Annotated in this window: 20 protein-coding genes; 15 read left to right on the top strand and 5 right to left on the bottom strand. The window is 55.6% G+C overall.

Features of this window, described 5'->3' with window-relative positions:
• The 4 genes from RTK32_RS06680 to RTK32_RS06695 all read left to right on the top strand — a co-directional run.
• On the top strand, window positions 1-278 hold a 278-nt coding region (locus RTK32_RS06680; protein WP_312042695.1), incomplete at its 5' end, for an ATP-binding protein.
• On the top strand, window positions 275-952 hold the full coding sequence (kdpE, locus tag RTK32_RS06685) for a two-component system response regulator KdpE (RefSeq protein WP_312042696.1): 678 nt from the start codon (window positions 275-277) through the stop codon (window positions 950-952). The genes RTK32_RS06680 and kdpE, both read left to right, overlap by 4 nt.
• A gap of 130 nt (window positions 953-1082) precedes the next feature.
• The gene (locus tag RTK32_RS06690; protein ID WP_312042697.1) at window positions 1083-1766 is read left to right on the top strand and encodes an ATP-dependent Clp protease proteolytic subunit; all 684 of its coding nucleotides are present in this window, start codon (window positions 1083-1085) and stop codon (window positions 1764-1766) included.
• Between the two features lie 20 nt (window positions 1767-1786).
• Window positions 1787-2017 (top strand): hypothetical protein, encoded by a 231-nt coding sequence (locus RTK32_RS06695; protein WP_312042698.1) that lies wholly within the window; start codon window positions 1787-1789, stop codon window positions 2015-2017.
• 265 nt (window positions 2018-2282) lie between these two features.
• On the opposite strand, the gene RTK32_RS06700 is transcribed toward RTK32_RS06695, so the two are convergent.
• The gene (locus RTK32_RS06700; RefSeq protein WP_312042699.1) at window positions 2283-2594 is read right to left on the bottom strand and encodes a hypothetical protein; all 312 of its coding nucleotides are present in this window, start codon (window positions 2592-2594) and stop codon (window positions 2283-2285) included.
• A gap of 276 nt (window positions 2595-2870) precedes the next feature.
• Between RTK32_RS06700 and RTK32_RS06705 the strand changes: the two genes are divergently transcribed.
• Window positions 2871-3761: an SDR family oxidoreductase gene (locus RTK32_RS06705; RefSeq protein ID WP_312042700.1), complete on the top strand. Its 891-nt coding sequence runs from the start codon at window positions 2871-2873 to the stop codon at window positions 3759-3761.
• Between the two features lie 58 nt (window positions 3762-3819).
• Here the strand turns inward: RTK32_RS06705 and otnK are convergent, their stop codons facing one another.
• Together otnK and RTK32_RS06715 are read right to left on the bottom strand one after the other, a co-directional pair.
• Complete coding sequence (otnK, locus tag RTK32_RS06710; protein ID WP_312042701.1) at window positions 3820-5088, bottom strand: 3-oxo-tetronate kinase; 1269 nt, start codon at window positions 5086-5088, stop codon at window positions 3820-3822.
• 3 nt (window positions 5089-5091) lie between these two features.
• Window positions 5092-5757, bottom strand: a complete 666-nt coding sequence (locus RTK32_RS06715) for an aspartate/glutamate racemase family protein (protein ID WP_312042702.1) — start codon at window positions 5755-5757, stop codon at window positions 5092-5094.
• Between the two features lie 224 nt (window positions 5758-5981).
• On the opposite strand from RTK32_RS06715, the gene RTK32_RS06720 reads away from it, so the two are divergent.
• Both RTK32_RS06720 and RTK32_RS06725 read left to right on the top strand, forming a co-directional pair.
• Window positions 5982-7226 carry an alpha-hydroxy acid oxidase gene (locus RTK32_RS06720; RefSeq protein WP_312042713.1) on the top strand — a complete coding sequence of 415 codons (1245 nt, stop codon included), beginning with the start codon at window positions 5982-5984 and terminating at the stop codon, window positions 7224-7226.
• A complete protein-coding gene (locus tag RTK32_RS06725) occupies window positions 7223-7924 on the top strand; it encodes a substrate-binding domain-containing protein (protein WP_312042703.1) in 702 nt (233 codons plus the stop codon). Before RTK32_RS06720 ends, RTK32_RS06725 begins: the two co-directional genes overlap by 4 nt.
• On the opposite strand, the gene RTK32_RS06730 is transcribed toward RTK32_RS06725, so the two are convergent.
• A complete protein-coding gene (locus RTK32_RS06730; RefSeq protein WP_312042704.1) occupies window positions 7921-8958 on the bottom strand; it encodes a LacI family DNA-binding transcriptional regulator in 1038 nt (345 codons plus the stop codon). The genes RTK32_RS06725 and RTK32_RS06730 overlap by 4 nt on opposite strands.
• Before the next feature lie 213 nt (window positions 8959-9171).
• On the opposite strand from RTK32_RS06730, the gene RTK32_RS06735 reads away from it, so the two are divergent.
• The 8 genes from RTK32_RS06735 (at window position 9172) to RTK32_RS06770 (ending at window position 17366) form a co-directional block, all read left to right on the top strand.
• A complete protein-coding gene (locus RTK32_RS06735; RefSeq protein WP_312042705.1) occupies window positions 9172-10485 on the top strand; it encodes an MFS transporter in 1314 nt (437 codons plus the stop codon).
• 20 nt (window positions 10486-10505) lie between these two features.
• Window positions 10506-11144 carry an aldolase gene (locus tag RTK32_RS06740; protein WP_312042706.1) on the top strand — a complete coding sequence of 213 codons (639 nt, stop codon included), beginning with the start codon at window positions 10506-10508 and terminating at the stop codon, window positions 11142-11144.
• Between the two features lie 27 nt (window positions 11145-11171).
• Complete coding sequence (locus RTK32_RS06745) at window positions 11172-12317, top strand: beta-propeller fold lactonase family protein (protein WP_312042707.1); 1146 nt, start codon at window positions 11172-11174, stop codon at window positions 12315-12317.
• Window positions 12318-12367: 50 nt separating this feature from the next.
• Entirely contained in the window at window positions 12368-13069 is a 702-nt protein-coding gene (locus RTK32_RS06750; RefSeq protein WP_312042708.1) for a hypothetical protein, read from the top strand.
• 127 nt (window positions 13070-13196) lie between these two features.
• Window positions 13197-14555, top strand: a complete 1359-nt coding sequence (locus tag RTK32_RS06755) for a c-type cytochrome (protein WP_312042714.1) — start codon at window positions 13197-13199, stop codon at window positions 14553-14555.
• Window positions 14542-15054, top strand: coding sequence for a sugar dehydrogenase complex small subunit (locus RTK32_RS06760; protein WP_312042709.1), 513 nt, complete (start codon window positions 14542-14544; stop codon window positions 15052-15054). The genes RTK32_RS06755 and RTK32_RS06760 overlap by 14 nt, the downstream gene beginning before the upstream one ends.
• Window positions 15051-16685 (top strand): GMC family oxidoreductase, encoded by a 1635-nt coding sequence (locus RTK32_RS06765; RefSeq protein ID WP_312042710.1) that lies wholly within the window; start codon window positions 15051-15053, stop codon window positions 16683-16685. Before RTK32_RS06760 ends, RTK32_RS06765 begins: the two co-directional genes overlap by 4 nt.
• A 504-nt stretch (window positions 16686-17189) precedes the next feature.
• Window positions 17190-17366 (top strand): hypothetical protein, encoded by a 177-nt coding sequence (locus tag RTK32_RS06770; RefSeq protein ID WP_312042711.1) that lies wholly within the window; start codon window positions 17190-17192, stop codon window positions 17364-17366.
• Window positions 17367-17585: 219 nt separating this feature from the next.
• On the opposite strand, the gene RTK32_RS06775 is transcribed toward RTK32_RS06770, so the two are convergent.
• A partial coding sequence (locus tag RTK32_RS06775) for a PQQ-binding-like beta-propeller repeat protein (RefSeq protein ID WP_312042712.1) occupies window positions 17586-18938 on the bottom strand: 1353 nt, incomplete at its 5' end.

An 18938-nucleotide genomic window follows, 5' to 3' on the forward strand; every position in this document is an offset into this window, starting at 1 on the left:
CGCAAACTCGCCCGGGCGAACTGGCTATTGAGGTCTGGGACAGCGGTCCGGGTTTACCCGCTGGTCAGGAGCAGGCGCTTTTTGCTAAATTTACCCGGGGCGATCGGGAATCGGCTATTCCTGGCGTCGGCCTGGGTCTGGCGATTTGTCAGGCGATTGTTGAAGTGCATGGCGGCGTGATTACTGCCCATCAACGTCCAGAAGGCGGCGCGAGCTTCAAAATCAGCCTGACGCAGGTGCCGCTGCCGGACATAGAAGAAACAGGTGAAGCGTTGTGACGACCGTTCTGATTATTGAAGATGAAAAAGAGATAAGCCGTTTTCTGCGCATCGCGCTGGAAGGCAGCGCCCTACGAGTTTTCGATGCCGGTACGCTACAGCGCGGGCTGCTGGAAGCCGCTACCCGTAAACCAGACCTGGTGATCCTGGATTTAGGTCTGCCGGATGGCGACGGCCTTACCTTTCTCAGGGAGTTTCGCCAGTGGAGCCAGAAACCCGTGATAGTGCTCTCTGCCCGCAGCGAAGAGGAAGATAAGATCGCCGCGCTGGATGCGGGCGCCGATGATTATCTGACCAAACCTTTCGGTATTGGCGAACTGGAGGCGCGGCTGCGGGTAGCGCTGCGTCGTACCCAGCACGATACGCAAAACGATCCGGTTTTCTCCTTTTCCGATGTGCAGGTCGATCTGGCGGCAAGAAGTATTACCCGCGCGGGCGAAGCGCTGCACCTTACGCCAACCGAGTTCAGGCTGCTTGCCGTCCTGCTGAACAATCATGGCAAGGTGATGACGCAGCGCCAGCTGTTGGTGCAAGTTTGGGGGCCAAACGCCTCGGAACACAGCCACTATCTGCGGATTTACATGGGGCATCTGCGTCAGAAGCTGGAGGCGGATCCGGCCCGGCCACGCCACCTGCGCACGGAAACCGGTGTCGGCTATCGTTTCATGCTGTGAGTCGGATTAGTTCCTACCAGACTCTTATTACCTTTCACTCTTTGCCTTACCTCAAAGTTTATTACCCCGAGTAATGCTAATCTGTAAGGGCAATAACACTTCGTTTATGTACGCATTATTAAGGATAATAATGAAAAGAACATTAACTGCGGCAATCGCCCTTGCCGGATGGATAAGTACGGTTATGGTTCCAGCCCATGCAGCAATTTCCCTGACGCAACGTGCCGATATCAGGCCGGTGAAATTCACCACAGCCCGCATAATTTTTAATGGTGAAATCATACCCAATAAAGCGCTGGAGCTTATCGAAGCGCTGGACAGATTACACTATACCTCGCCAGAGCTAAAAAAAATTACGCTTTATATCAACAGCTACGGCGGGGATATGGACAGCGGCTATTTGCTTTATCAGGCGATAAAAAAATCGGCGGTCCCCATTACTACCGTCAATATTGCTATGACCGCATCATCAGCAACACTGATGTATTGCGCCGCTAAAGAGAGGCTGGTTATGCCTGCGGCTGTGTTCTTATTGCATCCTTCTTCCGTAGGGAATTTGAACAGGCCGTATATTCGCTCCGACGAACTGGCAGGCCTAAAGCAGTTAAACGACAATGGCAATCTGCTTTTTAAAACCGTCTATAAAAGCTGCACTAACTTACAAGACAGCGAAACAGACCAACTGCTCGCCAGCGAATCCAACAGAATGTTACTGAACGCCAGCCAGGCTATTGAGCATAAAATGGCGGAAGGCATGGCCGAGGGTGTGGTAGAAGCCGATGTTTCGTTAATTATTACTGATGATAAATCGTAAAAATCACAAGGAAAGAGTGAATGAAAAAAAGGGAAATTTTATTGGCGCTGGGCACGCTGTGTCTTTCTGGCTGCGCTATTGAAAATCTGGACCGTGATAAAGTAGACATTCTCTATTCACCAACGATGCCTGACATGATGCGTAAGCCGACTCAGCGGCAGCGCACAGCCATTATGTCAGGCGAAAAACCGGACTGGAGTGAAATTTCAACGTCCGTACCTCGTATCATTATAAATTACAATAGGGACTGATTAAGGAGAAGCGACGGGCTGGCAACTGTTGTTCGCCACCCGTCTTTTCCCGCCGCCTGGATTATGGCGAAGATAGCTTAAACCCCACCATGCCAGATCGTTATCCGCAATTTTTTGTGCAAACGTAAATTTTTCAACCTGAAAGCACGCCGATAACCCCGGCAGGATTTAACATTACGGCCAACCTGGTGAAATAAAACATTCAATTATGATATTTTTAATAACTTATTATAACAAAAGGGATACCGTTAAATTCCTCAAGCCCTCAGGTATAAAAAAACATCCAGTTAACAGCTTGCTGCACAACAAAAAAAGCGAAAAGCATAATAACCAGCACGGAGGGCGTAGCTGCCACTATCACCGTTCTTGTTCTTACCATTCTTTGCAAATCGGAGAGGCAGAAGAGCAGCAGCGTCAGCGCAATGGCGGCAGTGATGTTAATAATGGTAAAGGGCAGAAGGAAATAGCATGTTCCCCGGTAATACTTATAAAATTCAAAGGCGCTCAGACTAAATACAAGAAAATTAACCCAGCTTATTACAACATTAAGCCAACAATCTGTTTCAATATTCAACATAACTAATAACCTTTATCAAAAACAGCCTTGCCATTGCACTTTCACTCCCCCCGAAAGGGAAAAACGAACACGCCACCAAATAACATAAAAATATTATTTAACGTAGGATTTAATTAGCGGCATACTCTACCAGAAAAACTTTTCCTTTAAGCTAAACAATCTTAATCAGGAGCGGAAATAGCGATTTTTCGTGATAATTTTTACGGCCTAACGTGACAAACATCACATTTGTGCCAGGCTTATGCTTTCGATTCAACACCGATGAAGGAAAACATCATGAGCGAACAATCAAAATCCCTGCTGACCGTTGACTATCCGACCCCGCCGTTCCCGGAGCAACCGCAACAGGCGCCAGGCCTTGCCAGCAAAATGATCCCCCTACCCGATCACGGTGAAAAAACTTACCGCGGATCGGGTCGCCTGCAGGGGCGTAAAGCCTTGATCACCGGCGGTGATTCCGGTATTGGTCGGGCGGTTGCTATCGCCTATGCCCGTGAAGGGGCAGATGTGGCTATCGGCTACCTGCCGGAAGAAGAATCGGATGCAGTGGAAGTTATCAAGCTGATTGAAGCCGAAGGCCGTAAAGCCGTCGCGCTGCCGGGCGATATTCGTTCCGAAGAGTTTTGTAAAAAGCTGGTCAGCGACGCGGTAAGCCAGCTGGGCGGTCTGGATATTCTGGTTAACAACGCCGGACGCCAGCAGTACAACGAATCGATCCGCACACTGAGCACCGAAGATTTTGACGCCACGTTTAAAACCAACGTTTATGCGATGTTCTGGATTACTAAAGCAGCCGTGGATCATCTCCCACGAGGCGGCGCCATTATTAACACTTCTTCCGTGCAGGCTTATAGCCCGAGCGCCATTCTGCTGGACTATGCGCAAACCAAAGCTTCTATCGCCGCCTTTACTAAAGCGCTGGCGCAGCAGCTGGGCGAAGAAGGTATCCGCGTGAATGCGGTTGCGCCTGGCCCATACTGGACGCCACTGCAGTCCAGCGGCGGTCAGCCCCAGGAAAAAGTACAGCAGTTTGGCGGCACCGCCCCGCTGGGCCGTCCGGGCCAGCCAGCGGAAATTGCCCCGCTTTATGTGACGCTGGCCTCCACCGAAACCAGCTACACCTCCGGTCAGGTCTGGTGCTCCGATGGCGGTACCGGCACGCTGTAATAGCCCTGCCGCAATATGGCCGCCTACGGGCGGCTTTTTTATGCGTGCAAGGGGCTTGTCAGTGCCCCCCTCGCAATGCGGCGACGGCCCTGGCAAAAAAGTCTTTACCGCCAAAATTGCCCGACTTCAGGGCAAGCGCAACGGGCTGGCTGCCGCGTGACACCATTGACGGCACGCCGGTATCTATTTCAGCACCGATAGTCAGTGCGCCTAATGCTAATGCACTGACCACTGCGCCGGAGGTTTCTCCTCCGCCGACCACAATGCGTCGCGTACCGCCAGCCACCAGTCGCTTCGCCGTCTCGCCGAACAGCTTATCCAGTGCCGCCGCCACCTGCTCCCGACCGTACTGCTGCTGCACAAGCTTTACCGCATCAGGATCGCCAGAGGAATAGACCAGCGGAGCCTGTCCCTGATGTTCAGTGATAAAAGCGACCAGCTGCGCTGGCCCTGTTTCGCCGCTCAGCACATCTTTTACCTCAATCATCATCACCGGATGGTTTTTCTGATGTTCGGCTATCTGTAGACGCGTCGCCCCGGAACAGCTACCGACCAGAATAGCTTCCGGCCCGTCAACAAGGGGAGCCTGCGCCTGTTTTCCTCTTGCCCGCCCCTGAGCAATAAAATTATGCGGCAATGCCAGCGCAATTCCCGATCCACCCGTAACAAGTTTCGCGCCCGTACAGGCACGACCAATAGTAATAAGATCGTGCTCGCTAATCGCATCAACAATCAGCAAGGTGCGCGTTTGCGGGACGTTAATCTCCTGCTGTAAAGCCTGGCTGCCCTGCATCACGGTTTGCCATGGGATATGCGCAACCGGGTTGGCGCTTTGCCGCCGCAGCACACGCCGCAGATCCGCATCTGTCATTGGCGTCAGCGGGTGATGTTCCATGCCGGACTCGTTAAGCGGCTTATCGTGCACAAAAAGATGCCCCTGATAAACCGTGCGACCCAGCGCCGGGAAAGCCGGACACATCACGACACTATTCACTTCCAACAGCGCCGCCAGCGCGTCCGTTACCGGCCCAATATTCCCCTGATCCGTGGAATCGAAGGTTGAGCAATACTTAAAGACAATCTGTTCGCAGCCCTGATCCAGCAGCCATCGACAGGCCGCCAGCGCCTGTTCCACCGCCTCGCTGGCAGAAACAGAACGGCTTTTTAACGCCACCACGCCCGCTTCCACCTCCGCCCCGGCGGGCATCGTCGGCACACCGGTATACTGTGTGGTCTGCAGCCCGCCCTCGCCGACCAGCCCTTTCGCCAGCGTCACGGCAATATCGCTGGCCCCGGTAAAATCATCTGCAATTACGCCAATTAACATCGATTACCTCCCGCCCGCAGCAAGCACGCTGGCTTTCATTCGTTTGACGGCGGCATGCGGTGCGGTCAGCACCGGGATCGTGACCTGTTGACGGACGCTTTCAGCCGCACGGGAAGTAGAAAAATGCGCCAGCATAATCACGTCGCAGTGCGCCAGCTCTTTAGCTCGTGCCGCAACCAGCCGATTGTGACTCTCCGCATCGCCTTTCTTTAACAGATCGATAGCCTCCGCCACCAGCAGCGTGGTCAGCTTCGCCGCCGATCCCTGCTGCGCCACATAGTCGTTAAATTCCTCGGTCATGGTTTCCACGGCCGGGCCAAAAGTCGCCAGCATCCCAATATGGTTGCCCTGCGCCACTGCTTCCATAAACATTGCTTCGTTGGGCTTATGCACCGGCACCGGCAGCGCCTCGCTCAGGCGATCGATGGCCGGGCCAAATGCGGAGCAGGTAACCAAAATACCCTGCGCCTGCTGCGCAAAGCCATATTTGCCCAACTGCACAAAACGTTCAGTTAACCCGGCTGACAGTTCGCTTTCCCGGGCGCGATCCAGAGAAAGCCCATCATCCAGCAGGTTGACGGTTTCCGCCTCCGGCCAGATGTCGCTGAACGCGTTATGTATAGGCGCCATCGCAACCGGCGTGGCGTGCAGTAAAATAATTCTGTTCATGTGCTTCTCCTGGGGCGTAGGCCGATCCCACGGCAATGGTTTAATGTAAGGGCTTACAAATGTCTCTGTAAAGTGAACTGCGTCACATAAATTCGCCTTAATGCAGTCGGACTGTTATTGAAATGTTAGAGATGATTAGCCAGAATTGAAAGCGCTTACAAAATAAAGTGCTTTTTTATTCATCACGCTCTGCGTTATCGCTAACCCTGGATCCGAGAATGCCTATGACTTCATCTGCTAATCACTCTGCCGCCGTCGTCCCGCCAGGCGCGGCGCCCACCGTCGGCAATCCGGCGCTGAAGGCAGTCCCCCGTCCTTTTCGCGATTTGCTGGCGCTGGACGATTTTGAACGTTACGCCCGCCGCCGCCTGCCAGATATGATTTATCAATATGTGGCGGGCGGCGTCGAAACAGGCCGTGGCATTGCCGGTAATTTTGAAGCCTACCGGCAATATACTTTTGTGCCCCGCATGTTTCGGGACGTCTCCGGCCGCGATCAGCGCACCACTTTGTTTGGACAGACTTATCAGCATCCTTTTGGCGTTGCGCCACTTGGTGGTGCTTCTTTTGTCGCTTACCAGGCAGATATCGCACTGGCAAAGGCGGCCAAAGAGATGGGCGTACCGATGATCCTCAGTGCCTCATCCTTAATCAAACTGGAAGACGTGCACGCTGCCAACCCGGATGCCTGGTTTCAGGCTTATCTGGCCGGCGATCAGCCGCGTATCGATCGGCTGCTGGATCGCGTTGCCGCCGCAGGCTATAAGACGCTGGTGGTTACCGGCGATACGCCGATGCTGGGCAATCGCGAACACAACACGCGCAGCGGCTTCAGTATGCCGATTAAAATCACGCCAAAAGTGGCTTTGCAAAGCGCCATGAACCCGCGCTGGCTGCTGGGCACGGTGGCACAAACCTTTTTGCGCCACGGCGCGCCGCATTTTGAAAATACCGATGCCGAGCGCGGGCCGCCGATGATGTCAGCCAAAGTACGCAATACCCAGGCTCGCGATAAACTGAGCTGGAAGCATGTCGAGGCGATCCGGAAAAAGTGGCGGGGCAATCTGGTTATCAAGGGCCTTATGTCGCCAGAGGATGCTTTCATCGCCCGCGATTTGGGCGCGGATGCGGTAATCCTGTCCAATCATGGCGGTCGCCAGCTCGACCATACCGTGCCGCCGTTGCTGACTCTGCCGGAGATTGCAGCGAATAAAGGCGCAATGAAGGTCATTATTGACAGCGGTATTCGTCGCGGCACTGACGTAATGAAAGCGATGGCGCTGGGGGCGGACTTTGTCTTTTTGGGCAGGCCGTTCCTTTATGGCGCGGTAATTGGCGGCCAGGCGGGCGTTGAGCACGCCATGCATATTCTTCGCGATGAAATTGACCGGGATCTGGCGCTGATCGGCGTTCGCACCCCTGGCGAGCTGGACAGCAGCTATCTGCGTAAAACAGGAACTCTGGCATGAGCAAAGAGACACTTCGCCTTTTCAGCGTGCTGGCTATTCGCGCGCCCTTCGCGGCCGTGGAACAGGCCTGGCTGCGCAGTCATGCCGCGCCGCTGACTATTGACTGGAAGCCGACCTCGGTCATCGAAAGCACGATTGCCGGTGGCGCGACGGCGGATGCGGTTATCGTCACCAGTGAGGCAATGGACAGACTGATTGCCAAAGGCATGGTGGCAGCCGATAGTCGGGTAGAACTGGTGGATTCCCCGCTGGGTCTGGCCATGCTGCCCGATGCCGTCGCGCCCGATATCAGCAACGTCGCGTCTTTCACCCAGGCTCTGCTGGCAGCAAAATCGGTGGCCTATTCACTGGGCGGCGCGAGCGGTATTTATTTTCAAACTCTGTTAAAAAATTTAGGGATTGAAGAAGAAATAAACGCGCGTGCCACGACGATCGCAGAAGGCTTTACCGCTGCACAGCTGCTGGAGGGGACGGCGGACATTGCCGTACAGCAAATCAGCGAACTTCTGATGGTAAAAGGGATCAAGGTGATTGGCCCGCTGCCGCCGGGAGCGCAAAAGGTTCTCTCTTTTTCCGGCGGCGTGTTTAGCCGGGCGGCCAGGCCTGATGATGCCGCCGCCCTGCTCCATTTTTTACGGGAAAAGGAAGCGATGCAGGCCTTTGCCGCCTACGGACTGACGGCCCGGCATCAGGTTTAGCCTTTTGTCGTGCGCGGTGCGGACCCTGTACTGCCTCGCACGATAAGCTCGGGTTTCAGCTGGGTTTGCACAGGTGCAGCTTCACCATTCAGCGTGGCTAACAGATAATCTGCAGCCACCTCACCAATACGATCCAACTCCACGCGCATGGTCGTCAGCGGATGTTCCAGATGCTCGGCATATTCATAGTCGTTGAAGCCGGTAATCGAAATATCGTTGGGGATGCGCAGATAACGTTCGCTGGCCGCCCGCATGGCGCCAAAAGCCAGCAGATCGTTGCCGCAAATCACCGCCGTAGGCGGATTTGGCCCGTCCAACAGGCGGAACATGGCCTCACGCGCGTCGTTCATGGTGAAAGCGCTGTTAACCAGATTGGCTTCGTCCAGCGTCAGGCCCGCCGCCGCCAGCGACTGGCGCGTGCCGGTAATACGATCCGATACGCGGTCGTTTGACGGTGGTGTCCCGACGATGACGCCAAAGACCTTATGTCCGAGCGCCAGCAGGTGTGCGGCCAGTTCACCTGCCGCCAGTTCGTTGTCGTACCCCACGCTGGGATAGCGCGTATCCACAGAAAACGTCTGAATACAGGGAATATTCTGTTGCGCAATCCGCTCCCACAGGCGCGGGTGATGGCTGTTGCCCACCAGCATCAGCGCGTCAATACCGTATTCCACCAGCTTGTTAACCTCTTTCAGCTCGGTATCCGGGTCGAAGTCGGAACTGGCCAGCAGCATGGTATAGCCCGACTGGTGGATCCGCTGCTGAAAAGCCGCCAGCGGTCGGGAGAACGTTTCCGTCGCCAGCGTAGGCACCACTGCGCCAATCGTCATGCTGCGACGTGAGGCCAGCGTGCGGGCGGCGCGGTTAATGACATAGCCCAGCTCTTCACAGGCGCGTTCAACTGCCTCCCGGCGCGATTGCCGGACAGAGGCGCTGCCGTTCAGCACCCTTGAAACCGTAGCGGTGGATACCCCCGCGCGCAGGGCAACATCGTCCAGCGAGACGCGGGCGGATGGCGATGGCTTATCGGACATCTTGGACTCCAGAGCGAAATTAGTGACGTTGCCCACAAAATTTACAGACAACCAATACCTCGTTTTGAAAGCGCTTACTTTTTGCTTGACTGAATTTTGTAATCGCTTACTTTTAACATCATATTATCAAATACTGAAAGAACTTTACTAAAACACAACATTCAAACGGACGCGCCCGTCCGTAATGGTCCCGAAATCATAAAGGAATTCACCATGCGTAGATACCCGCGGATCCGCTGGCTAATGATCGCGTTCTGCTTTTTCGCCATCGCCATCAACTACATAGATCGGATTAATTTAGCCATCGCCGCCCCGCATATTAAAAAAGATCTCGGGCTGGATGACACCAGTATGGGCCTGATTCTGGGCGCGTTTTTCTGGACCTACGCGCTGATGCAAATCCCCGCCGGCCGGTTGATTGACCGCCTGGGCGCGCGTACCGGATTAGCCATTGCCGTAGGCTGGTGGTCACTGTTTACCGTATTTACCGCTTTTGGGCGGGGCTTCACCTCGATTTTTGCCTCGCGCCTGATGCTGGGCCTGGGGGAGTCAGGCGGCTATCCGGGCTGTGCCAAGGTGGTTTACTCGTGGTTCGCTAAAAAGGAACGCGCCACCGCCAGCGGCATTTTTGATGCGGGTCCGCGGGCGGGCAGTGCCATCGCCCTGCCACTGGTTGCCTGGTTGATTAGCACCTGGGACTGGGAAACCTCTTTTATCGTCACCGGCGCGCTGGGCCTGATCTGGGTAGCCATCTGGCTGCTTTTCTACCGTGAACCGGAAGAGATGAAGGGCCTGAAGGAACAGGAGCGTCAGAATCTGCTGGCTGACCGCAGCGTACAGACGCTGGGAAAAAACGAAAAAGTGCGTATCGCCGGCCTGTTTCGCTATCGCACCGTGTGGGGAATGATGATTGGGTTCTTTTGCATGAACTTCGCCACCTATTTTTTCGTGACCTGGTTTCCAACCTACCTGACGATGGCACACGGTTTTTCACTGAAGGAGCTGGGCACGCTGGGCGCGATCCCGGCGCTGATGGGCATTCCGGGCAGCCTGCTGGGCGGCCTGACCTCCGACTGGCTTTATCGCCGGGGTTTTTCCCTGACCACGGCCCGTAAATCCTGCCTGATCGGCGGTATGCTGCTCTCTTCGGTCATTGCCTTTGCCGCCTTTACCAACAGTATTCCCCTGATCCTCACGCTGTTTTCACTGACTTACGCAGGGCTGGCCTTTACCGCCGCCAATATCTGGACCCTTCCCGCCGACGTTGCGCCCAGCGCGGGTTACGTGGGTACCCTGGGCGGCATTCAAAACTTTGCCGGTAATCTGGCCGGGATCGTTACCGCCTCCTTTACCGGATTGATGCTGACGCTCAGCCACGGCTCTTTTGTGGTGCCGCTGCTGGTGGCGGGCGGCATCTGCCTGTTCGGCGCGCTTAATTTTATGTTCATCATGGGCAAAGTAGAGCCGCTGGCGATAAAAAAGGATGAAACGGCCAGTAAAGTCGTCACGGCCGACCACAAAATTTAACCCGGAAACGGAGAGAAGCAATGACTACTGAACAGCAGCTGCGTGAAGAGATCTGTCAGGCTGGCAGAAGCCTTTACGAGCGCGGCTACACCGTCGGCACCGCAGGAAATATCAGCGCTCGTCTGGAAGATGGCTGGCTAATTACGCCTACCGATGCCTGCCTGGGCCGCCTGGTGCCGCAGCAAATTGCTAAGGTCAGCCGTGAAGGCGAATGGCTGTCGGGCGATAAGCCTTCAAAAACGCTGCTGCTGCACCGCCAGGTTTATGACCGTAACCCGCAGGTGCAGGGCGTGGTGCATACGCACTCGACTAACCTGGTCGGGCTGACGCTGGAAGGCGTGTGGCAGCCGGAAAGCATCCTGCCGCCGATTACGCCCTACCAGGTCATGAAGGTTGGCCGTATTCCGCTGATCCGCTACTGCCGTCCCGGTGCGCCGCAGGTGGCGGAACAGGTAGCAGGGCTCGCCTGCGAGGTGCGTGGTGTGATGCTGGAACGGCTTGGCCCGGTCATCTGGAGCCATTCGGTGCTTTCTGCCTGCTTCGCGCTGGAAGAGCTGGAGGAAACGGTTCGCCTGTGGCGGCAGACCGCGGTCAAACCTCAGCCGCTCGGCGACAGCGATGTCGCGGAACTTTGCGATGTTTTCACCGTGCGCTGGTAATGCTTTTTACCCTACAAGGAAATAATAATGAAAAAAATTTACGCAGGCGTGCTGCTCTCGCTGGCGGCGCTGACAGGTAGCGCCCAGGCACAGAGTCTGGTCTATGTTTCCAACGCCGAGAGCGGCACCGTTACCGGTTATCAGCTGGATAAAACGAAAAAAGCGCTGGTGCCGATCGGCAGCTTCCCGGCGGGCGCCAAAGCGATGTCTTCCGTTGTCTCGCCCGATAAAAAGATGCTGTATGTCTCGGTGCGCAGCAAGCCTTACAGCGTGGTGGCTTACCATATCCAGCCCGATGGCCAGCTGGTTAAAGCCGGGCAGTCGCCGCTGCCGGAAAGCATGGCTTATCTTTCGCTGGATAAGCAGGGGCATTTTTTATTGAGCGCCTCCTACGGCGGCGATCTTTTCAGCATTAATCGTATCGACAGCAAGGGCCTGGTGCAGGCGCAACCGGTACAGGTAGTCCATACCGGCAAGCGCGCGCACGCTATTCAGGTCGATCCCGGCAACCATTTCCTTTTTGTTACGCTGCTGGGTGCCGATCAGCTTTTGCAGTACCGCTTTGACGCCAACAGCGGCAAGGTGACCCCCAACGATCCGCCTTTCGTCAATATTCAGAACGAGGCGGCAACCGGCCCAAGGCATTTTGTTATCGCGCCCAATCTGGACAGCCAGGGCAAACGCAGCCTCTATGTGCTGACCGAAATGGCAGGCAATATCAGCCAGCTGACGCTAAACGCCGACGGCACCACGACGCCGGTTGCCACGGTCAACTCCGTTTCGCCTAAAGAGGATATGCAGCGCGGCGAAGCGCGCCCGTTAACGGGCGATGACAATCTGCCGGCCACCCCTAAACCGCGCATCTGGCAGGCGGATATTCATCTCACCCCGGACGGGCGCTTTCTTTATTCTACCGAGCGCACCAGCAGTACCCTTTCCTCTTTTTCCGTCGATCCTCATGACGGGCACCTGACCTATATCACCAGTATCAAAACCGAGCAGCAGCCGCGCGGCTTTGCTATCGACAGCAGCGGCCGCTTTTTGATCGAGTCCGGGCAAAAGTCGACCCAGCTTTCCCTCTACTCTATCGACCCGAAATCCGGCGCGCTGACGCTTAACGGGCGCTATGCCACGGGCAAAGGCGCCAATTGGGTATCGCTAGTAGAAGAGTAATCAACACGGGCCCGGACGGGCCCGGAATGGCAGTCATAACAGGAGTGAGTATGAAACGCAGACATCCCTTCCTTTCCGCCCTGTACGCTACGGGCCTGTTCGCGCTGACGGTACCTGCTGGTCACGCTGAAGAAAAAGTAGTTGCCACCGACCTGGAGCCGCTGCATCACGTCATTCTGGAAAACCAGTACGTCACCGTGATGCGCGTGATGATCCGGCCCGGGCAGTCCACGCTGTTTCACGAGCAACACCTCGATTATGTGAATACCCATATCAACGGCAGCCTGGTGCATATTTCCTATCCTGATGAGCCCGCCAAAGATACCGAAATGAAAAGTGGCAACGTGAAGTTCGGCGCGCATCAGGGCAAATCCGATACCGACAAAGTCACCAATACCGGCACCACGCTGAATCACCAGGTGGCCTTTGAAATCAGGCAGAACGGCCCACAAAACTTTGGCGGCACGACCCGACCAGGCCTGTTTCAGCAGGTACTGGATAAAAAAACGGTCAGGGGCTGGAAAGTCACCCTGCAGCCGGGCGAAAGCACCACGCTCTATAGCCAGCACGGACCGGGCGTGCGCGTCTTTTTTACCGAAGGCCGCCTGCTGGAATCGATTCCCGGTCAGCCTAACCACAATAAAGAAATCTGGCTGCACCGCGGCGATGCCGTGTTGACCCAGCCAGGCCAGGTAGAGCTGACTAATGGCGGAGAAACACCGCTGACGTTTAACGATTACGAACTCCTCTGATCGGATTCAGGGCAAGCGGCGCGGCCGTTTGTCGCTGTCCCTATTAATCAACCGCCCGGCTACAGGGCGGCACCCTTTCTTTTTTACAGGAGCCTGTCAGGTGAGACGATCGAGTCTGCCTTTGGCGATGAGCCTGATCCTTTTCACCGGGATAGCGTCTGCCGCCGTGCAGCCTGCGGGTGAGGAAGATCTTATCGCCAGGGGAAAATATCTTGCGGTGGCGGCCGATTGCGGCGCCTGCCATACCTCGCCCCAGCAGGGCGCGCCGATGGCGGGCGGCTATGCGATCCATTCCCCGCTGGGCGATATCTATGCCAGTAATATTACGCCTTCTCTTCGTAACGGCATTGGCGAATACAGTGAGGCGGAGTTCGCACGCGCGGTCAGAGAGGGCATCGATAAACAGGGCCGCCATCTCTACCCCGCGATGCCTTATACCGCCTATAACAAAATCAGCGATGAGGATATCCACGCGCTTTATCACTTTTTTATGCACGGCATTGCTCCGGTAGATCGCGCCGCGCCGCAGACGCACCTGCCTTTTCCGTTCAGTATTCGCGCATCGATGAGCGTCTGGAACTGGCTGTTCGCGGAAAATCAGCGCTTTGTCCCGCAGCCGGATAAATCGGTCGAAGTCAATCGCGGAGACTATCTGGTTAATGCGTTGGCACACTGCGATACCTGCCACACGCCGCGTAATTTTTTGATGGCGCAAAACAACGATCGTGCTTTCTCTGGCAACAGCCTCGGCAGCTGGTACGCGCCCAACATTACGCCGGATGTTCAGTCTGGCATCGGTAGCTGGAGCCGCGACGAGCTGGCGAGCTATCTGAAAACCGGCCATATCGCTAAAGCTCAGGCGGCGGGCCCTATGGCGGAAGCGGTCGAGCACGGTCTGGCTCATCTTAACGAAGGTGATATTCAGGCTATCACCGCCTACCTGCGCCAGATCCCGGCGGTAAACAACGGCGTTGACCGCGCCCGTGACAGCTATGGGCAGGCCTCGGACGCTGAGCAACGGTTACGTGGTCAGAACGGACAAAGCGATCCTGGCTGGCAGGTTTTCAGCGGCAGCTGCGCAAACTGTCATCAGGCTGAGGGACAAGGTAACGATCGCTACCCTTCCCTTTTCCACAACAGCGCTACCGGCGCAGCACGACCCGATAATCTGGTTTCCGCCATCCTGTTTGGCGTGCACAGGGGCGACGTTGCCATGCCCGCCTTTGGCCCCGATGCTCCTTTTACCACTCGCCTCAGCGATCGGCAGATTGCCGACGTCAGCAACTATGTGCTGAAAAATTTTGGCAATCCGGCGGTGATCGTTACGCCCGCGCGTGTGAAAGAACTGCGAGAAGGCGGCGATACGCCTTTACTGATGACATTAACCCGTCCCGCCGTGCTAACAGGGCTACTGCTTGCTGGCGTGGTTCTCGTGGCAGGTCTGGTACTGCGCCGTCGATACAGGAGGCATCATGCAGCCAGCTAACCCCGGTCGTCGCCGGTTATTAAAGGGCATGGCCGCCCTTTCCCTCACGGCCTGCTGTGCCACACTTTTCCCGCGTCAGCTGGCTGCCCGACCTGCTGACGCTACCGACTTTACCGCGCTGTCCGCCTTTCTGGTCAGCCGACCGGTCAGCGCGATTCTCAGCGAGCGCTACCGTACCGCGCTGGAGCGTAATTATGCGGATTTCCCGTCTCGCCTGGCCGCGCTGACGGATTATCTTGCCCTGCAGCGTTTTACCCACGTGGATGATTTTTTGCAGGCAACAGCCAGCGATACGCCACTCTTCAGCACCGCCTCGCTGATTATCGGCAGCTGGTACACCGGCGTGGTCGGCGAAGGTGTGAAAAGCGAACTTATCGCCTACGCCGACGCCATGATGTATGACCCCACGCGCGGCATTCTGGTTGTTCCCACTTATGGCAGCGGCCCGGACTCGTGGGGCGATAATCCTGATACGGCAAAAAGGGAGAATCAACAATGAAACATATCGATGCCGACGTGATCGTCATTGGCTCCGGCGTAATGGGTGGCCTGGTCGCTACCCGGCTGGCAAAAGCGGGAAAATCGGTCATTATCGTCGAGGCCGGCCCGCGCATTAAGCGTCAGGAGATCGTCGAGCGCTTTCGCAATTCGCCTTTCAAAATGTCGCTAACCAATATGAAACTGCAGGGGGTGGGCTCGCCCTATCCCGATCTGCCGCACGTTCCTTCCACTTACGGCGACTATTTGCAGCAGGCCGGGCCGGTAAAATACCCGACCAAGTACCTGCGCGTGGTAGGCGGCACCACCTGGCATTTTGGCTCTGCACTGTGGCGCATGATCCCGAACGATTTTAAGCTGCAAACCCTGTATGGTCGGGGCCGCGACTGGCCGGTGAACTATCAGGATCTGGAGCCCTGGTACGGGGAAGCCGAGCGAGAGCTGGGCGTGTCGGGTATGGATGGCCAGGACGAGAGCGGACACGGTGGGGAAGCCTGGCCGCCGCGCTCTACGCCTTTCCCCATGCAGGGGCTGGAGCCGAGCTATCTCTTTAAGCGGCTTTCCGCCCTGCTGGGAAAAGGTGGCTATCACCCGGTGATGGAACCCAACGGCCGCGCCACCCGACCCTATGGCCAGCGCCCGGCCTGTGCGGGCAATAACAACTGCAATCCCGTTTGCCCCATTGCTGCCAAATATGATGGCTCAATGCATATTGATGAAGCGGAGCGCCACGGTGCAAAGCTGCTGGATAATTCGGTCGTTTATAAAATAGAAGCAGATGAACAAGGTCAAATCAGCGGCATCTGGTATCGCCGTCCCGACGGCAGTAATCATCATCTGACCGCTAATTACTTTGTGCTGGCCGCCTACGGCATTGAATCGCCCAAGCTGCTGCTGATGTCTGCTTCTGAGCGGTATCCAAACGGCATTGCCAATCGCTCCGATCAGGTCGGACGGAATCTGATGGGCCATACCGGTATCAGCATGAACGTGATGATGAACGAGGATGTCTGGCCGGGCCAGGGGCCAACTGAATTGTTAGTGTATCTCAACAATCGCGATGGCGATTTCCGTAAGGATTTCCCCAGCTATAAAATAAAAGTGCGGAATACCGTCCCCACGGCAGACTACGCGGCCTCGCTAATTAAAAAAGGCGTGCTGGGATCAAAGCTGGATGAAGAATTAAAAAGAATGTCGGCTCGTTCTCTTAACTTCGCCATTGATTTTGAAACGCTGCCGCTGCCGGAAAACCGTATCGTTCCCAGCAAAACTAAAAAAGACGCAATAGGCATACCCGTACCTGAAATATATTACAGCGTCACCGAGTACTGGCATGCAGGCAAACAGGAGGGCCTGAAAGATTTTGATAACTTTGCCCGACTTTTAAATGCCGACATCTCGAAAATTGATACGGGCTATCAGGACCGGCAACATATTATGGGCACCACTATCATGGGCGATAACCCGGCAGATTCGGTCGTCAACAAACACTGCCAGAGCCATGACCATCCTAACCTGTTTATCGCCGGAACCAGCGTGATGCCCTCTGCTTCCTGCATGAACCCAACCTTAACCGGCGCCGCGCTCAGCCTGCGTCTGTCCGACCATTTGTTAAATGTAGTTAAGGTTTAAACGACCAGATTAATGTTATTAAAAAGGCAGCGTTAAAACCGACTGCCTTTTTTTATTTTACTTTCCCTCGTGCATTACTATGAAGCCCCTTCAGAGAAAAATGTCACTCCCATAGCCGCTTACAAAGAGTTGAAGCCGCATTCAATATCCAGCGTTAAGCTCTCCGGCAGCCGCACATGCTTTTTTTATCCCAATGGCAAGCAATAATAGAGCAGTGAGCCAGGAGAAGGCATTCTGCTTTGCTTTATGATAGGCCTGCGTTAAGGAAATTGCCGTCCATGAGCGGCAAGGGAAATAAGCACGGTCAAGGGGAAATGTACAGGGCGGAGAGCCGATAAATAAGTAGGTTAACCGTTTTAACCGGCTGGAACAGAACAGGCACCCGATAACGCTTGATTTAGCGTTATTGACCAATCGGGCCGACACCTTTGCCAAAAGCGATACCCGCGAACTGGCTTCTCAGTTCAAAACGAATACCCTTAAAACGATTTACAGGTGCCGATTGTGCGTGCTTTTGCTACCAAAAGCGATTTACAGGTGCTGACGGAACGTCTGGAGACGGTTGCCACCCAAAGCGACCTTCGGGAGCTGGCCATCCGGGGCGAAGCATTCGCCATGCAGAAAAGCCTGATTGAACTTTACGCACGAGTAGATACGCGCCGACGTATGAGGATCTGGTGACCGTCAGGCAGGATCTGAGGATGGAGGTCTACGCGATAACAGGACAGCATACATGGTCAACGGCGTGCATGTTCACGGCTGTGGGCCTGAGTCTGGCTGCGGCAAAGCTGCCTTTGTCTGCTGCAGGATACGCCATATCGCGGGCCCGGTCGGTTGTCGATAGCACGGCGATATAGAGCAGGAGAAATAACGGACGGCTTTCGCCGTCCGTAGGAGGTATTACTTCAGGCGCCAGGCGACAACGCTGTCGCCTGCTTTGGTGCCCAGTGAACCGTGACCACCAGCGGCGATAATCACATACTGCTTATTATCTGCCCCCATATAGGTGGCTGGCGTCGCCTGACCGCCTGCCGGCAGTTCGGTTTGCCACAGCAGCTCGCCCGTATTGATGTCGTAAGCGCGGAAGAAATTATCCGCCGTTGCGCCATGGAATACCAGATCGCCCGCCGTAGTCAGCGGCCCGCCGTGCGCTACCATTCCCATTGGGAAGCCAATCGGGAAACGCCCCGGCAGGAAGGTGGTTTTCAGGTTTTTAGTGGTGCCCACGCGGCGCAGCCATTCGGTTTTGCCGGTGGTCAGATCCACGCCCACCATCCGGCCCCATGGCGGTGCAATGCAGGGGATGCCCAGGCTGGATGCAAACTGCTGGATATGGATGGCGTAATCCCCGTCAAAGTTTTCGTTCCAGTACGGCGTGCCGTCTTTCGTAAACAGCCGTTTTTTCTCGGTTTCCGGAGTACGCTTGATCAGGTTGTATTTGTAGGCCAAACGAACCGGAGAAGCGATAAGGATCTGTCGCTCCGGATCGACCGCTACTGAACCCCAGTTAAAGACGCCGATATTCCCCGGGAAGACGATCGTGCCCGCTTCGGTAGAAGGCGTCCACGGATTGCCATCATAGCGCATGGATTTAAACTCAATGCGGCAGGCCATCTGATCAAACGGCGTCAGGCCCCACATCGACTTCTCTTTCAGCGGTTCAGGGATAAAGTTAAGTGCCGAGACGGGCTGGGTGGGAGAAAACTTCTCGCCCTGCACGCCGCCTTTAGTGGATACGTCGACCTGATTGACAGGATAGACGGGCTGGCCTGTCAAACGATTCAGGACAAACAGGTTGCCGGTCTTGGTTGGCAGGATCGCTACAGGCTGACGACTGCCCTGATAGTCGATATCCAGCAGGGAGGGCTGAGAAGGATTATCGCGGTCCCACAGGTCATTTTTGGACGACTGGAAACGCCATTTAAAGGCACCGGTTTTCAAGTCCAGCGCGACCAAAGTATCGCGGAATTTCTCGGTGTTGCTGTTGGCATCGCGGCGACCACCCAATTCATCAGGCGAAGCGTTACCGAAAGGCACATAGACCAAACCATTTTTCAGATCGGCGCTCAGCGTAGCCCATGCAACCGGGGTATCCTGAGGATAAGCCTGGCCCGCTGGCAGCGGTTGCGTTTGCTGCGGGTTAGCCGGATCGAAGTTCCAGACCAGACGACCGCTGATGACGTCGTAAGCACGAATAACGCCGGACGGGTTACCGCTGTTAAAGCCGTTATCCATCAACGAGCCGCCTACGAT

This window comes from Erwinia sp. (assembly GCF_031978025.1).
Taxonomy (GTDB): domain Bacteria; phylum Pseudomonadota; class Gammaproteobacteria; order Enterobacterales; family Enterobacteriaceae; genus Erwinia.

Coding starts and splice junctions, on each gene's coding strand:
- RTK32_RS06755 (WP_312042714.1), top strand. CDS start 13,197: ATGAGCCTGATCCTTTTCACCGGGATAGCGTCTGCCGCCGTGCAGCCT.
- RTK32_RS06740 (WP_312042706.1), top strand. CDS start 10,506: ATGACTACTGAACAGCAGCTGCGTGAAGAGATCTGTCAGGCTGGCAGA.
- RTK32_RS06760 (WP_312042709.1), top strand. CDS start 14,542: ATGCAGCCAGCTAACCCCGGTCGTCGCCGGTTATTAAAGGGCATGGCC.
- RTK32_RS06690 (WP_312042697.1), top strand. CDS start 1,083: ATGAAAAGAACATTAACTGCGGCAATCGCCCTTGCCGGATGGATAAGT.
- RTK32_RS06700 (WP_312042699.1), bottom strand. CDS start 2,594: ATGTTGAATATTGAAACAGATTGTTGGCTTAATGTTGTAATAAGCTGG.
- RTK32_RS06725 (WP_312042703.1), top strand. CDS start 7,223: ATGAGCAAAGAGACACTTCGCCTTTTCAGCGTGCTGGCTATTCGCGCG.
- RTK32_RS06705 (WP_312042700.1), top strand. CDS start 2,871: ATGAGCGAACAATCAAAATCCCTGCTGACCGTTGACTATCCGACCCCG.
- RTK32_RS06715 (WP_312042702.1), bottom strand. CDS start 5,757: ATGAACAGAATTATTTTACTGCACGCCACGCCGGTTGCGATGGCGCCT.
- otnK (WP_312042701.1), bottom strand. CDS start 5,088: ATGTTAATTGGCGTAATTGCAGATGATTTTACCGGGGCCAGCGATATT.
- RTK32_RS06735 (WP_312042705.1), top strand. CDS start 9,172: ATGCGTAGATACCCGCGGATCCGCTGGCTAATGATCGCGTTCTGCTTT.
- RTK32_RS06695 (WP_312042698.1), top strand. CDS start 1,787: ATGAAAAAAAGGGAAATTTTATTGGCGCTGGGCACGCTGTGTCTTTCT.
- RTK32_RS06720 (WP_312042713.1), top strand. CDS start 5,982: ATGACTTCATCTGCTAATCACTCTGCCGCCGTCGTCCCGCCAGGCGCG.
- RTK32_RS06730 (WP_312042704.1), bottom strand. CDS start 8,958: ATGTCCGATAAGCCATCGCCATCCGCCCGCGTCTCGCTGGACGATGTT.
- RTK32_RS06750 (WP_312042708.1), top strand. CDS start 12,368: ATGAAACGCAGACATCCCTTCCTTTCCGCCCTGTACGCTACGGGCCTG.
- RTK32_RS06765 (WP_312042710.1), top strand. CDS start 15,051: ATGAAACATATCGATGCCGACGTGATCGTCATTGGCTCCGGCGTAATG.
- RTK32_RS06745 (WP_312042707.1), top strand. CDS start 11,172: ATGAAAAAAATTTACGCAGGCGTGCTGCTCTCGCTGGCGGCGCTGACA.